Here is an 11,945-nt window from a genome sequence, read left to right on the forward strand (position 1 = left end):
CTAGAACCCCAGCGTCATGAAGTGAAAGGTTGAGCCGGTAAGGCCGGACGATGTGCGAGCGGTTACGTTGAACGTGCCGTTGCTCGTTGATTGAGCGCCAAATGTCACGTTTTGGGTGAAATCCCTGGACTGGCAAAAAACCACGTAGTTTGTATTGGCGTGGGATGTCGGTAGAACGATACCGTCGATCCCCGCGATGTTGCTGGTAGCGAAACCCCACTGAACCAAAAAGCCTCCGAGCGATTTCGGGAATCTGATGTAACCGCTTGCGCCTAGGGAAACCGCAAATCCATCCCGGTCCGTTAATCCATTAAGCACGACCATATCCGTCCCGTCGTATTCGACGTCAGCAAGCTGGCCAGCAGCAATGACCGCGGCGATTTTGACGCCGGTATAGTCGTACCGCTTGAGGTTCTTAGCACCCAATCCCGAAATGTTCAGGGTCCCACTCGTCGCAGCCGCGTTGAACTTCACCCGGAAACGCTGATTTGCCGCGTAAGCGGTAATAGGGGTTGAAGGTGTGAGCGTGAAAGCCGGGGCTGTACCCGCCGTGACTTCTGCCGTCAGCAACTGGGCACGAAGGATTGCAGCTATCGCTTTGAGAACTTGATCCTGCACACCTTTGACTGGCGTGACACCGCCAGCCGTCAAGAGAGTCATCAACTCCTCTTGAACATCGTTCGCCCAGTCGTCCGTTACAACCGTGGCCTCCACACCACCCACCGGATCTCCATCGGTGAATCTGTGGTCGACGGTGGCGCCTGGCCCATCAATTCTGTGCATGCGTCATTCTCCGTAAGCGAAGATCGCGAGCGTGTGCGCGGGCTTCAGTTGATTTAGTTTGCATTCGAGGGTGTCGTTGCCCCATGTGCGCAGGCGCTCCCCCACGGCCGACCGGCCAACGCGGAAAGTGGTTACTGATACTTCCGGTGCCCTTACCAACCAGGTGAAAGCCCAGGGGCCGTTGGTGAGTGCATCGCCGACACGCGATCGACCCACCCTGAACGGCCGGAATATCTCGATTGTCACCACGTACCCAAGCGATGCAGCCAGTTCGATGAAGTACGCAGCCGACTGCCCGCCAGTGCTGGTGAGCTTGGTCAGCAATGCGTTACGTCGCCCCTGTAGCGTTTCCTCAAGGACGCCCGAGCACTTGTCTGGAAGCCCCGCCACTCGCTCCCAGTCCGTGAGCATCTCGGCCGATGTGCTGGGGTTTGCTTCTTGCGGCAGAACGCTGCCTCGCGCATCGACTCTCGCGAGCTCGATGGACATCCCATCCAAAAGATCGTGTAGCGTCGTGCCCGGATCGCGTGGAAAGGCCTGGCCTGGTGGAAGCAGCGCTTTCAGCTGCTCCCTGTATTCAGCAGCTGTTGGCATTGCGCCTCCTACAGGCTGGAAAAGGTGAGAGTCCCAACCGTGGCCATGTGCCCAGTAGCGTGCGTGACGTCGGCGGTTGGCGACACAATCTGGTTGTTGCTTTCGCCCGCGGCGAGGGACACGGCTTCGCGCAGCCGGCTAATAAGGATCGTGCCACCAGGTGCGGAATCCCGATCAATCAAGTCCGCCAACTCCGCGCGGACGGCGTTTTGCACCGCAGCGGTGTTAGGTGTGAGCTTTATGTTCATGTTCAGCGGATCAGCAACTGGTGCGGCGACGAACACTTCAGCGGTCACTGGAGCCCTGACATCAATGTAGGCCTGCACCTCGGCGACCTTCGCGGGGCTTGGAATGATGCTTACCTCTTCGTCGCAGACGAACAGAACCGTAACGGTGCCCGGTCCCAGCTGGATCGGATAGACCCAAACCCGTGTTACGCCAGCAACCTCAAGCGCCCACTGCTCGTAGTCAAAAGAGGCACCGCCATGGGGAGGCTGTTGGATTCTGGCCAGAAGGCGCGCGAGCAGACGATCATCGGTCTCGACGTCAACCCCGTTTTCAAGCTTGGTCGCCGTAGTGCCAGTGGACTGAACGCCCGCAATCGGTGAAAGCAGGAAAATCGGCAGGCCAGCATCAAAGTTGCCAGCTTCTCCCGCCTCGATGGCCAACACCGGGATGATGAGAGGGCCGGAACTGAAAACAGCATCACCGAGCGTTTTGTACTGAACGCCGTCCTGTCTCTGCACTACCGTTCCGCCCTCCACCACGTTGCCTGCGGAACCGGATAGCGCCACCTGCCCGCTAGCGAAACCGGCGGTTTTCCGAGTGACTTTCCAGATCGCAGCCCAACGTTCGAGATATTCCTTCTCGGCGGTATCGATGATTGATTGCTTGGCGATCCAGTCGAGATATCCGTAAAGCATGTGGACGGCGCCGGCTTCGGATTGCCCGAGCACACCGAGCAGGGACCGGCGCAACACTGCGCTCCCGACGCCGGTCACCCGGCTACTGATGTCAGTGACTACCCGGTTGATCAGTTCAGTTAGTGTGGGTCTCGCAAATGGCATCAGGCAGACCTCTTCGCGGCTTGGGCCGCCCATTCATAGTTGAACCGGTAACGCACCGGGGAGCCAGTCGGCCGAAAAATATCTACCAGGATCAGCATCCAGCCGCGCGCGACGAACTCAGCGCTCACTTCGACGCGCGTGGCGATCAGGTCATCGACCATCCAGGCCAGCGCCTCACGGCAATACTGCTGGGCGCGGCCCAGGATCTGCGGAAGTTGCTTCTCTCGCGCCAGCAACCAAAGCAGAGAGCCTGTTTGGTCGGATGGTGTGGCGTTGCTGATGTCGCCCCAATAACCACGCAGGTCGTCCTGAGGGAGTTCGGCGGGAATTTGTTCGGCGCTGGCACGGCGGTCGGTGAACAGGCTGATGATCACCGCCGTCTGCAGGCCGTCGTCGCGCTCCAGATCGAGTCCCGACAGAAGCAACTCTCCCCCGTTTTCGGTCATTACCATTGCGGCGTCAGCCATCAGACGGGTACTCCTGCGCCACCACTTGTATGGGTGTGAGTGCTGTCGATTCGTTTGCCGTTATTGGTGATGGTGCCGGTGGTGGTGATGTTGCCGATGATTTCCACCTCCCCCACCAACTTGATAGTTGGTGCGACAACCTCTGCGTGCTGCACGGCCGTCACCTTCACCATCTCGCGCAACAACTCAATCTTGTTGCCGAGGTCGTCGTAGATGGCCACCTCGCCTGCGAGCAACGGGATGCGGTACCGGCGATCATCGATGACCAGCACAATCCCTTGCTCCCGATTGCCGCCGGTGAACGCTACGGCGACATCGCCGCCCAATGGATGGCTGGTGAAGCCGTAGTTCTGCATGTGCTCCAGGCCGTCGCGTAATTCGTCCTTCAACAACTCGACTTGGACCTGCTGTCGCGGGCCGGTATCCGTTACGCCACGCAGAACGCCGCGGCCGAACACCATCATCATCCGATCGCGGAGCTCGCGGAATCCGTCATTCATTTAATCCTGTCCTCTTCCGGAATTGCTTCGGCCCAGATGTTCCTGGAGCCCTTCTTGCCTTTTTTGGCATCCTTGCCATCGGGAGGCTCGGGGTCGAACGCCTGAGGACTTACGATCTCCAGCTTCGACGTGGTTCCGTCTTCGCCCCGTTCGTAAGTGACTTGCCTGATCAGCATCATCCCGTCCATCCGCAACCAGGAAGACCGGACGTACACCAGCATTCCCGGCTCCCACAGGTCACCGCCCGGGCTTTGCCGCCATCCTTGAACGGTAATGCTCGCGGCCGCCGACTTGCCGATCCGGCTGTTAGCCTCCCATGTGGCGCGATCCTTGAGGCTCGACGCCGTGCCGCCGGTCTCAGCCACCAAGAGCATTGGCCTGTAGCGCTTGATTCCGCTGTCGCTGACACCGCCCTCGATGTGGGCTTCAGTTTCCCCCGTGCTGTCCGGGCTGTATGCGGCCTGGCCTTTTACCAGGTAGCTGCTGAACCGCTGGCTGTGGTCGATGGTGCCGCTGGCGTCCAGGATGTTTTCGCCCTGAATCAACGATGTCACCGCGCGGCGAACGCCGGCGCGCGTGATTAAAAGACCCCCAGCGCCGTCAGGCATCAGCAAAACCTTGCGCTGCCGGGCATATCGCTCGATCGCCTTGAAGGCCGTCTCCCCCTGCTGCAACTTGCAGACAGGGAAAGGCGCCCCCACGTCGACGTCTGCCGAGACCGTGACGCCAAATGGAGCGGCCAACGCCTTGGCGAACCGCAACAGATCGATGTTTTTCCATTCGTCCGGCGAATGCACGGCGCTGCAATCAACCAGATCAGCGACCTTGTCCCGGCCCTGAATGTTGATTGAGTGGTCATTCGCGCTGAACGATGGCTTGAAGATGTCGACGTACCCGACGACCATCCGGAAACCCGCCAGCCTGACTTCGCACGTGTCGCCCGGGAGAATCGGCCACGGCTCAATCTGGGAAGACTGGTTTTCCCCGCCCTCCCAGCGCTCCGTGAGCGTTGCAGTGAATGCTGTGGTGGCAGCGTCCACGGCGCGGGTGACCCCGAGCGAGGTCCAGCCGGAGTACTTCATGCCGTTGATCAGCAGCTCAAGGTCATCCATCCGCCAATACCTCTAACTCCTGGCCACCCATCAAGAAACCAGGATGCCGAGGACTGTTGCGTTTGGAGATATCCACCGCCCGAGCGGCGTCGCCGTAAATCTTGTAGGCGACCAGAAGCGACGGCAGGGTCTCGCGCGGTATGTAAGTCACGATCATTGCGAGGTCCTGTTCGGGGCTTGGCACGGCCTGGACCACGGCAGTTCGAAGATCAGTCAATGCGACATACATCTCGTCACTGGCGGTCGCTTCGCTTTCAGTGTCGATGCGATCAACCAGGTCATCCCGAACTTTGATTGCTTCCGGGTAGCTGTCGTAAACCGTAGGTTGACTTTCAGGCTGACGGATCCCGCCGGGTGTGACGGCGGTTGTCTGCGTGACCACGGCAGCCTTCGCGGCCTCAGCCACAGCGACCTGACGAACAAGTGAGTTCATTGATGTCTGGTTCAGCGCCTGTTGCCGCCGGCTCGGGGTGGCGGTGCTGCCCTCATATTTGGTCGACGACCGGTCGAAAAGACTGGTGAGCATGCTGAACGCGTTGCTGCCAAAGGCTGTACGGATCGATCCGAAGACGCCGATCAGGCGGTTGGCCATTTCGAATGGCTTCTGCACCAGGTCGAAAGCGTCCGAGGAAATCCCCTTGGCTTGGGCATAAAAATCTGACGCAGCCTGTAGGTCATCGGAAAACGCGAGGCCGGGTGCGGCCATGAATTCAGCCAGTTTCGAAAGGTTGCCGGCGGCAGCTTCCGCCACATGAGCAGGAAAACCCGTGGTCAGGAAATCGGAAACGAATCCCTTCTCCGCCACATCAGTAACCGTGTTGCCCTTGGCACTGATCGCATTAACGGTGTCGACCTTCGCAGATGGATAAGACGCCTCCCCTGCTTCCAGAAAGGTCAGCTTAACGACGCACATGCCGCCGTCACTGGTGCTTTCGCTCAAGCCCAGGCCGCGACAGACAACAGTCATTTCACCGCGGTACGGATGAACTAAGACACCGGGCCCTGCGGTTTCGCAGGCTTTGATCAAATCGTCGCGCGCGGTCTGATACTCCAGACCGATCAAATAACCGGACACCGAAAATTCACGGGCTTTGCGGCCAAGGTCTTCGGTGTATGGAACGTCACGCTGAGCATGTTCGTGAACCGCCTGGCGGCGCCCATGAGTGCTGTCGGCGGATTCCACAAAAAAAGGAACGCCGCGAAAAGTCGCGGCGCGGTAGTTGTCTCTCCACGTCATGGGCCCGCTCCAGCAATTCCGCCGGCATGAAGCTGCAGGCGGGGTTTAGTGCGTGCAAGGTTTCCCACACAAACTGCAATAAGCAATTTATGATCAAGAAAATCACGTGCTCGAATGGATAAAACAATGAAAAGGATTGGACCGATTTTTTTGCTTTTGGCAGCAACGAGTATTACCGCCGGCGGACGCCTTCAGCCCGTCGAGGTTGCGGGCCTCTCCGTTCCCGGAACTCCCGATATTGGTAGAGCAATGGGGTTCACCGAGTGCGTAGATAAATACAGCTACTACGAATGCAAGCGCAGCAAGCAAACCATCGTCTATGGCGCAAAAGCTGATTCGGCGTCGATTTTCTTCGACGGTAAAGACAACTTCTCGACAAAGGTCAACTCGAGTGACGGCCCAAAAGTTGCGGAGGTTCCGCCGGAGAAGCTGAGCTATAGATCAGTTCGTCTCGAATTTCCTTTGACGGAACGGGAGGTTTTCGAGAACGCGCTACTGGCCGACGGCTGGTTAAAAAGCGGTGCTGGTAACTCGCGGGAGTACTTCAAAGAGGGAATACCCGCGACTTTCAAAATACATCGGTCACTGACTACTCTTAACCCGGCAGATCTTTCAGAGGTCAACAGCCAACTGGCTGACCTGAAGAAGAAATCCGCTGAAGCCACCAAGGCGGCTTCAAACTCCACATCGTTTATAGATGCAATGAAGAAATGATTTAGGCCGGCGCTGCCATTGAGTAGCCAATGTCCGTGTCGAACTTGGCGCCTTGGCTGCCTTCGGTTTTCACCTGGACACCTCTTGGCACGTTGGTGAAGTCGACCTTTACGCGGACCTCGGCAGGTTGCGGGGCCGGGGCAATAAGCTGAGCGGAATCACTTCCTACCTGAGCTGCGCGGCGGCCGATATCAGCAAGATCCTTTTCCGACCCTGGCGTCGCTGCGCCAGATTCCGGGGCAAACGCTGACGCCGCAGTTTCTGAAATGGATGTCTGCGGAGGATCCGAACTCTGATCACCTTCAGACGCACCTTCGGTCACCTCAATGCCCAGCAGCTTTGCCGCCCAGTCAGGGATTGCGCTTTTCATTGCACTGACGGCGTCTTTAATTTTTTCACCCAAGATCGCGCTCAGGTCCCAGCCAGTCATGTATTTCACCAGACCGTTGAGCGCCTCCATGATAAGCGTCGCCGGGTTGTACTCCTGCCAAACCTTCACGATCCCGTTGATGATCCCATCGCTGAACGCGGCTTTGACCCCTGCCCATTTCTCCTGAAAGAACTCGACGATCGAGCCCCAGTTTTTATAGATGACAGTCGCAGCAAAGCCGATGGCGAACACTGCGGCGAGGAACCACCCGACCGGCGTGGCCGAGATGGCGAAGCCCAAGCCTTTGAAGGCCACCGCCAAGTTCAGGATGCTCAACACCAGCCCGCCGCCGATGTAAGCCCCCAGGGCTGCGAAAATCACATTGGCTCCACCGAAGGTATCGGACAGCCAACCGACGGCGCTGATCACTGGCTGAATCCCGTCGTAAAGATCACCAAGAAAACCAACGATCTTTGTGATGTTGCCCGGCAGATCGCGCGCGAAGGCCGTTGCAAAAGCTTCGATCTGAGGCCGGTACTTGACGATGGTTTCGGTGAGCCACACGGACATTTTGCTGAGCTCAGGGACGAGCGCTGTGCCGATGATGTTACCCACCCCGGTGACGGAGGCTTTCAGTGTGTCCAGGATGTCGCCGAACGCTTCGCCATCACGCACAGCGTCGTCGGATAGAACAATCCCAAGCCGGCGAGCCTCGTCCGACATTTCTTTTAGCCCTGCACTGCCTCCCCTTATCAACGGCAAAAGCTCGGTGGCACTCTTGCCGAAAATTTTCACCGCTGCCTGCGCCTGCAGTGATGGATTTTTGATCTTGGAAATCCGATCGACGAACATGGCGAACTGCTCGTCGGTGCTCTTCAGGCTACCGTCGGTGTTCTTGAGCTTGATGCCCAAGCCGGCGAACATTTGCGTCAGTTCCTTCGAACCCTTGGTAGCTGCACCCACGTTGATGTTCATTTTTTGCAAAGCGCCAGCGAGCACCTCCGACGACGACCCGGTCAGCTTGGCCGCAAACCCAAGCTCCTGGAACCGCTCGCGGCTGATGCCGGTTCTCTCGGCGGTGTCGCCGATTGCCCCAGTCGCATCTGCGTACCCGTTCACGAACAGGCCGATGGCCGCCGAGGTGATGCCGAGCGTGGCGCCCAGCCCAAGAAGCCTGTCACGGCTTCGTCCGACCGCGGTGCCCACGCCGCCCAAGGCACTGCCGACGTTCTTGAGGCTGTTGGTGAACACCGGCAACCCGGCACGATCCAGCGAACGGCTGATTCCGGCACTCAGCGCCTGCACCTTGCCCAGCATCCCGCGCAGCGGCGCGGTCAGTCGGTCAACAGCACCAATGATTACGCTTAATCCGTATCCCTTGTCTGCCATCCCGTCCACTCCTCAGCCCGTTCAAGCCACCAGTTCAACTCTTCGAAGTCCATCTCCATGACCTCCGAGGGCTGCACGCCCATTACCTTGACGACGACAGTCACTCCTGACTGCCACCCCCCAGGTGCTTGAGCAAAAAATCTCGGGCTTCCTGGAGCAGCACGGCCTGATCGTCTTCGTCGACCTCATCAATAAATGCCGGCGAGCGACCGATCATCTTCGCGCTGAGATCAATCAGCGTTGAAAAGTCCAGATCGATCGCCCCGCTACCCTTGCCGTCCGAGGTCACCCGCAGCGAGTAGCCGCGCAGGTACTTGAGCTTCCGAGTCATTACCAGTTCGCTGACCGACTCACTGCCGAATTGCACTGGAGCCTTGAGTGTGATCTTTTTTTCCGTCGCCATTACTTGACCTCCTCGGCCGACATGCCTTCGAAGCGCACCGCGATGTTGCCTTCACCGGTGTTGCCCGTGCCTTCACTGGCGTACCAAGCTTCACGCAGAACGATCACCTTGCTGTTGGCCAGTTCAAGGGTGATGGTGGCGTCGGTGGTGTTGAGCAAGTCTTCGAGGCTCATCTCCTGGCGGTCGGTGATTTCGCCTTCGATGAATGGGATCTGCGGCGTTTCTTTGTAGCCGTGGACGCGGTCGCTGCCGACCACGCCTTCCTTCTTGGGCATGCCGATGTTGTAGGTGAAGTCGCCCTTGGCGAAGTACATATCGCCGTTGATCTTCAAGCTGATGATGCCGCCAACGCGTTTGCCAGCCATTTGATCGTTCTCCTGAAGTCCGCCTTACAGGCGGAACTGAATTTTGTTGGCGACGATGCGCAGTTGATTGACCAGGTCCGGCGGCAACAGCATGTCGAGCCGGTTCGGGTCGCTGACATTGCGCTCTGCGATGAGGTTGGCCTTGAAGTCGTCGATGTTTTCGACCAGCCCCAACTCCTCCCACTCGCGGAACTTGGCGATCGCTTCCGCTTTCATCACGTTCGGTGTGACCACGGCCTGACCGATGCCATAGCGCGTGCCGTTGTCGGCGAGCTTGTGCCGCGGATACTTACGCAGGATGTAGTCGCGCCAGTCGTGGCGGATTTTCATCAGGGTGAACAGCGTCTCGCTGTCCAGGTAACTGATATCCGGCGCGCCGGCGGTATTGGTTTTATATGTGGTGATCAGCCGCTCAACCAGCATGGTGCCGTCGGTAGCAACTTTGCTGGTGGCGATACCATCGAACAGGAGCAGGTTGCGCTCTTGGTTGGTGAATCGATTCGCGGCCGCCGGCGCCAGGCACCAGACGTAAGGCAAGTTCTGGATAGGCCGAGCCGGGTCGATGGCCGCGTAATAAGCAGCAATAGCCATGGTTTCAGCGGCCTTCTCATAAGCCGGCATCGGCTCATCGTTGGCCATCATGATTGTCAGATGTTGGTTGTTGTGGCTGTCGCCGATCGCGCCGAGCGTCCCTTGGCTGCCGCGCGCGGCCGCGAAGGCATGCGCTTCAATCTCACGGGCCCACGCGAAGCGACTGTCCATTTCAGTTTTAACGCTGGCAAGGCTGGCGGCGTCCGTGTACGGAATCGCCCAGGTGTGAAGCCATTCATCACCCAGTGCAGCAAGCGCGGCCGCCAGCGCCGGATTACCAGCGCCATTGGTGAAGGCCGTCACGGCCACGCCAACGCCGGTAGGGAGCACCTGCCCGGTGTAATAGTTGACCCTGGCATTCAAGCTGTTACCGGCCTCACCTTTGTGGCGGCTGGTCAATGTCACTGTGCCGACGGCGGCGGCTGCGGTTACCGGCATATCGGGCGCTGCCGTAATCGCCGTAACTGCCGCTGTGGCGATGGCCGTTGCCGAATCGCCACTGATCACGCCTACCGAAACACGTCGGCCGGCGATCATTAATTCGATCGTTCCCGAAGCAGTGGCCGGGCCGGTGAAGACCAGGGTACCGGTAGCAGCAACCCCCGCCACGTTATCAATCAACGGCATTACCTGGAGTTCGGTGTAGGTATCGATCGCCAGCGCAGCCCGAACCATCCCGGACAGCATGGAGCCGGCACCGAAAAGAGCGTCCGCCTGCGCAGCGCTGGTCACGCGGACCAGGGTGTTAGCCACAGCCACGCCTGCGACCAGCTTTTGGCCGATAAGCAGCCGGCGATAGGTGACCGACTGAGGCCCGCGGACTGCCTGGCTGTTGTCGATTTCGCTATAAACGCCTGGCTTGCGAAGCGAACCGGGCCCAGGGATGGTGTCGAATCCGATGCTCATTGTTTCTCACCTTTGATTGGGGCCTGGACAGCAGGCTCTTGAGTTGAAAACTCCACGTCGCCGGCGGCAACTTTGCGGACCCAGTAACTGTCCATTTCCACCGGTGTCCCGGCGGGGTCAATCGCCGCATAGGTGCCAGGGATGCGCACCAGGCGCCCCTCGACGGGTTTAACCAGCACTCGGGTGGTCATGGGTTCAAGTCCTCAATGATCGATTCGGCACGATCCGCCGGATTGGGTTGGTTGTTGCTCAGGCTGTATTCGGTCCGGACCGTGTTCAGGTCCGGCAGGCTCTGATTGAAAAGATCGTCGGGGTGACGGTCGAAGTACTCGGCCTCGAAGATGAGCCGACAAGCGCCGGTCAGGTGCTCAGATTGATCAAGAAGCACCATCCGCGAGCGCTGGTATTGCAAGTCGTTGGCGGTATCGCCGAGCGTGTCATCCATGAGCAGCAGCCTTTCGACTTGCCGCGCCAGGGTGTCGAGTGTGTCGTCCAGCGCCTCGTTGCCCTCGGCGTGGATCTCGACGACCAACTCAACCCGGCGCCGGTATTCGCGCGGCGCCTGGTTAAATATCTCGGCTGATTCGTCCATGGTGTAAACGATGATCGCGGGGAGTTCGCTCTGCCATCCATTGGAAATGAGCGGCGCCACGCGGCTGGCGTAGACGCTGGCCCCTGCATTGGTGGCGCCCTTCAGCACCGCAACAGCCTGCTTGCGAATCAGTTCTCGTGGGTGAGCCATGTTCAGACCTTGCGGAGGATGAGCGTTACGCCGGCCACGCCGTCGGGCTGCAGATCGCTAATTTTGTACAAGACCCCGCGAGCTAGGACGCGATCGCGGTTGGTGGGCTCGTTCGGCAAGTCGATCAATCGAACGCCGAGCACTGGGTTTTGGCTCGACACCGGCGCGCCCGTCTCTGGATCAACGGAAACGTGAGCGGTATCGAACACGGCTTGGGCTAGCGGCACACCGGGTTCGATTCCATCGGTCAGCCAGTACACGGCCCCCAATGGATCAAGGGCCGCCGTAGGTTCGCTAAAGGTGCGGATCGAAACGCCGAGCATGCGCTGGGCCATGGTGGCCCAGCCCATTACACCGCTGCCGGAGCGGATACGCCGTTGAGGCGACAGGCGCCAGTTGCCGATGGGTTCGCAGCCACTTCGGTGGCCACGCCAACGAGCACCAGACCAGTCGCGGAGACGTTGGTCAAAGAGCGGCTGGTGGTGTTCATGTAGATCAGATCGCCGACGGCCCACGCTTGGGCGCTGACTTTGGTGAGACCGAACACACCGTCAAGCTTCAGCACCACTTGAGCGCCTGCCGCTTCGGTGGTGGCTGCGACACCGATGATCCCGCCGACTTTGTAAAGCTCGCCCGAGTTGGTGCCGCCGGCCGGTGCAATAACGGTCAGGCAGTCGCCGTGCTGGATGAAAGTCTTCATGCAAG

General features: G+C 59.2%; 16 protein-coding genes. 1 reads left to right on the forward strand and 15 read right to left on the reverse strand.

Going from position 1 to position 11,945, the window contains the following annotated elements:
• The 7 genes from RG836_RS00120 to RG836_RS00150 are packed head-to-tail and all read right to left on the reverse strand — an operon-like array spanning position 1 to position 5,760.
• Complete coding sequence (locus RG836_RS00120) at positions 1 to 783, reverse strand: hypothetical protein (protein WP_310842173.1); 783 nt, start codon at positions 781 to 783, stop codon at positions 1 to 3.
• Positions 784 to 786: 3 nt separating this feature from the next.
• Positions 787 to 1,377, reverse strand: coding sequence for a YmfQ family protein (locus RG836_RS00125; protein ID WP_310842174.1), 591 nt, complete (start codon positions 1,375 to 1,377; stop codon positions 787 to 789).
• 8 nt (positions 1,378 to 1,385) lie between these two features.
• Positions 1,386 to 2,444 carry a baseplate J/gp47 family protein gene (locus RG836_RS00130; RefSeq protein WP_310842177.1) on the reverse strand — a complete coding sequence of 353 codons (1,059 nt, stop codon included), beginning with the start codon at positions 2,442 to 2,444 and terminating at the stop codon, positions 1,386 to 1,388.
• Positions 2,444 to 2,911: a phage GP46 family protein gene (locus RG836_RS00135; protein WP_310842179.1), complete on the reverse strand. Its 468-nt coding sequence runs from the start codon at positions 2,909 to 2,911 to the stop codon at positions 2,444 to 2,446. Before RG836_RS00135 ends, RG836_RS00130 begins: the two co-directional genes overlap by 1 nt.
• On the reverse strand, positions 2,911 to 3,411 hold the full coding sequence (locus RG836_RS00140) for a phage baseplate assembly protein V (RefSeq protein ID WP_310842181.1): 501 nt from the start codon (positions 3,409 to 3,411) through the stop codon (positions 2,911 to 2,913). Before RG836_RS00140 ends, RG836_RS00135 begins: the two co-directional genes overlap by 1 nt.
• Complete coding sequence (locus tag RG836_RS00145; RefSeq protein WP_310842183.1) at positions 3,408 to 4,523, reverse strand: phage baseplate assembly protein; 1,116 nt, start codon at positions 4,521 to 4,523, stop codon at positions 3,408 to 3,410. Before RG836_RS00145 ends, RG836_RS00140 begins: the two co-directional genes overlap by 4 nt.
• The gene (locus tag RG836_RS00150) at positions 4,516 to 5,760 is read right to left on the reverse strand and encodes a DNA circularization protein (protein ID WP_310842185.1); all 1,245 of its coding nucleotides are present in this window, start codon (positions 5,758 to 5,760) and stop codon (positions 4,516 to 4,518) included. The genes RG836_RS00145 and RG836_RS00150 overlap by 8 nt, the downstream gene beginning before the upstream one ends.
• A 114-nt stretch (positions 5,761 to 5,874) precedes the next feature.
• Between RG836_RS00150 and RG836_RS00155 the strand changes: the two genes are divergently transcribed.
• On the forward strand, positions 5,875 to 6,474 hold the full coding sequence (locus tag RG836_RS00155) for a hypothetical protein (RefSeq protein ID WP_310842187.1): 600 nt from the start codon (positions 5,875 to 5,877) through the stop codon (positions 6,472 to 6,474).
• Position 6,475: 1 nt separating this feature from the next.
• Here the strand turns inward: RG836_RS00155 and RG836_RS00160 are convergent, their stop codons facing one another.
• From RG836_RS00160 to RG836_RS00195, 8 genes are all read right to left on the reverse strand, one after another.
• A complete protein-coding gene (locus RG836_RS00160) occupies positions 6,476 to 8,233 on the reverse strand; it encodes a phage tail tape measure protein (RefSeq protein WP_310842190.1) in 1,758 nt (585 codons plus the stop codon).
• Positions 8,234 to 8,333: 100 nt separating this feature from the next.
• Positions 8,334 to 8,636, reverse strand: a complete 303-nt coding sequence (locus tag RG836_RS00165) for a phage tail assembly protein (RefSeq protein ID WP_310842191.1) — start codon at positions 8,634 to 8,636, stop codon at positions 8,334 to 8,336.
• Positions 8,636 to 9,001: a phage tail tube protein gene (locus RG836_RS00170; protein WP_310842193.1), complete on the reverse strand. Its 366-nt coding sequence runs from the start codon at positions 8,999 to 9,001 to the stop codon at positions 8,636 to 8,638. Before RG836_RS00170 ends, RG836_RS00165 begins: the two co-directional genes overlap by 1 nt.
• Before the next feature lie 24 nt (positions 9,002 to 9,025).
• The gene (locus RG836_RS00175; protein WP_310842195.1) at positions 9,026 to 10,498 is read right to left on the reverse strand and encodes a phage tail sheath subtilisin-like domain-containing protein; all 1,473 of its coding nucleotides are present in this window, start codon (positions 10,496 to 10,498) and stop codon (positions 9,026 to 9,028) included.
• On the reverse strand, positions 10,495 to 10,689 hold the full coding sequence (locus RG836_RS00180; RefSeq protein WP_310842196.1) for a DUF2635 domain-containing protein: 195 nt from the start codon (positions 10,687 to 10,689) through the stop codon (positions 10,495 to 10,497). The genes RG836_RS00175 and RG836_RS00180 overlap by 4 nt, the downstream gene beginning before the upstream one ends.
• Positions 10,686 to 11,240: a hypothetical protein gene (locus RG836_RS00185; protein WP_310842197.1), complete on the reverse strand. Its 555-nt coding sequence runs from the start codon at positions 11,238 to 11,240 to the stop codon at positions 10,686 to 10,688. Before RG836_RS00185 ends, RG836_RS00180 begins: the two co-directional genes overlap by 4 nt.
• 2 nt (positions 11,241 to 11,242) lie before the next feature.
• A complete protein-coding gene (locus RG836_RS00190; protein WP_310842199.1) occupies positions 11,243 to 11,575 on the reverse strand; it encodes a head-tail joining protein in 333 nt (110 codons plus the stop codon).
• 14 nt (positions 11,576 to 11,589) lie between these two features.
• Positions 11,590 to 11,940 (reverse strand): DUF2190 family protein, encoded by a 351-nt coding sequence (locus RG836_RS00195; RefSeq protein ID WP_310842201.1) that lies wholly within the window; start codon positions 11,938 to 11,940, stop codon positions 11,590 to 11,592.
• Between the last annotated feature and the right edge of the window lie 5 nt (positions 11,941 to 11,945).

It is taken from the genome of Pseudomonas rhizozeae (assembly GCF_031583775.1).
Classification (GTDB): domain Bacteria; phylum Pseudomonadota; class Gammaproteobacteria; order Pseudomonadales; family Pseudomonadaceae; genus Aquipseudomonas.

Excerpts from the sequence above, each read along its gene's own strand:
- RG836_RS00120 (WP_310842173.1), bottom strand. The coding sequence starts at position 783 with ATGCACAGAATTGATGGGCCAGGCGCCACCGTCGACCACAGATTCACC.
- RG836_RS00125 (WP_310842174.1), bottom strand. The coding sequence starts at position 1,377 with ATGCCAACAGCTGCTGAATACAGGGAGCAGCTGAAAGCGCTGCTTCCA.
- RG836_RS00130 (WP_310842177.1), bottom strand. The coding sequence starts at position 2,444 with ATGCCATTTGCGAGACCCACACTAACTGAACTGATCAACCGGGTAGTC.
- RG836_RS00135 (WP_310842179.1), bottom strand. The coding sequence starts at position 2,911 with ATGGCTGACGCCGCAATGGTAATGACCGAAAACGGGGGAGAGTTGCTT.
- RG836_RS00140 (WP_310842181.1), bottom strand. The coding sequence starts at position 3,411 with ATGAATGACGGATTCCGCGAGCTCCGCGATCGGATGATGATGGTGTTC.
- RG836_RS00145 (WP_310842183.1), bottom strand. The coding sequence starts at position 4,523 with ATGGATGACCTTGAGCTGCTGATCAACGGCATGAAGTACTCCGGCTGG.
- RG836_RS00150 (WP_310842185.1), bottom strand. The coding sequence starts at position 5,760 with ATGACGTGGAGAGACAACTACCGCGCCGCGACTTTTCGCGGCGTTCCT.
- RG836_RS00155 (WP_310842187.1), top strand. The coding sequence starts at position 5,875 with ATGGATAAAACAATGAAAAGGATTGGACCGATTTTTTTGCTTTTGGCA.
- RG836_RS00160 (WP_310842190.1), bottom strand. The coding sequence starts at position 8,233 with ATGGCAGACAAGGGATACGGATTAAGCGTAATCATTGGTGCTGTTGAC.
- RG836_RS00165 (WP_310842191.1), bottom strand. The coding sequence starts at position 8,636 with ATGGCGACGGAAAAAAAGATCACACTCAAGGCTCCAGTGCAATTCGGC.
- RG836_RS00170 (WP_310842193.1), bottom strand. The coding sequence starts at position 9,001 with ATGGCTGGCAAACGCGTTGGCGGCATCATCAGCTTGAAGATCAACGGC.
- RG836_RS00175 (WP_310842195.1), bottom strand. The coding sequence starts at position 10,498 with ATGAGCATCGGATTCGACACCATCCCTGGGCCCGGTTCGCTTCGCAAG.
- RG836_RS00180 (WP_310842196.1), bottom strand. The coding sequence starts at position 10,689 with ATGACCACCCGAGTGCTGGTTAAACCCGTCGAGGGGCGCCTGGTGCGC.
- RG836_RS00185 (WP_310842197.1), bottom strand. The coding sequence starts at position 11,240 with ATGGCTCACCCACGAGAACTGATTCGCAAGCAGGCTGTTGCGGTGCTG.
- RG836_RS00190 (WP_310842199.1), bottom strand. The coding sequence starts at position 11,575 with ATGGCCCAGCGCATGCTCGGCGTTTCGATCCGCACCTTTAGCGAACCT.
- RG836_RS00195 (WP_310842201.1), bottom strand. The coding sequence starts at position 11,940 with ATGAAGACTTTCATCCAGCACGGCGACTGCCTGACCGTTATTGCACCG.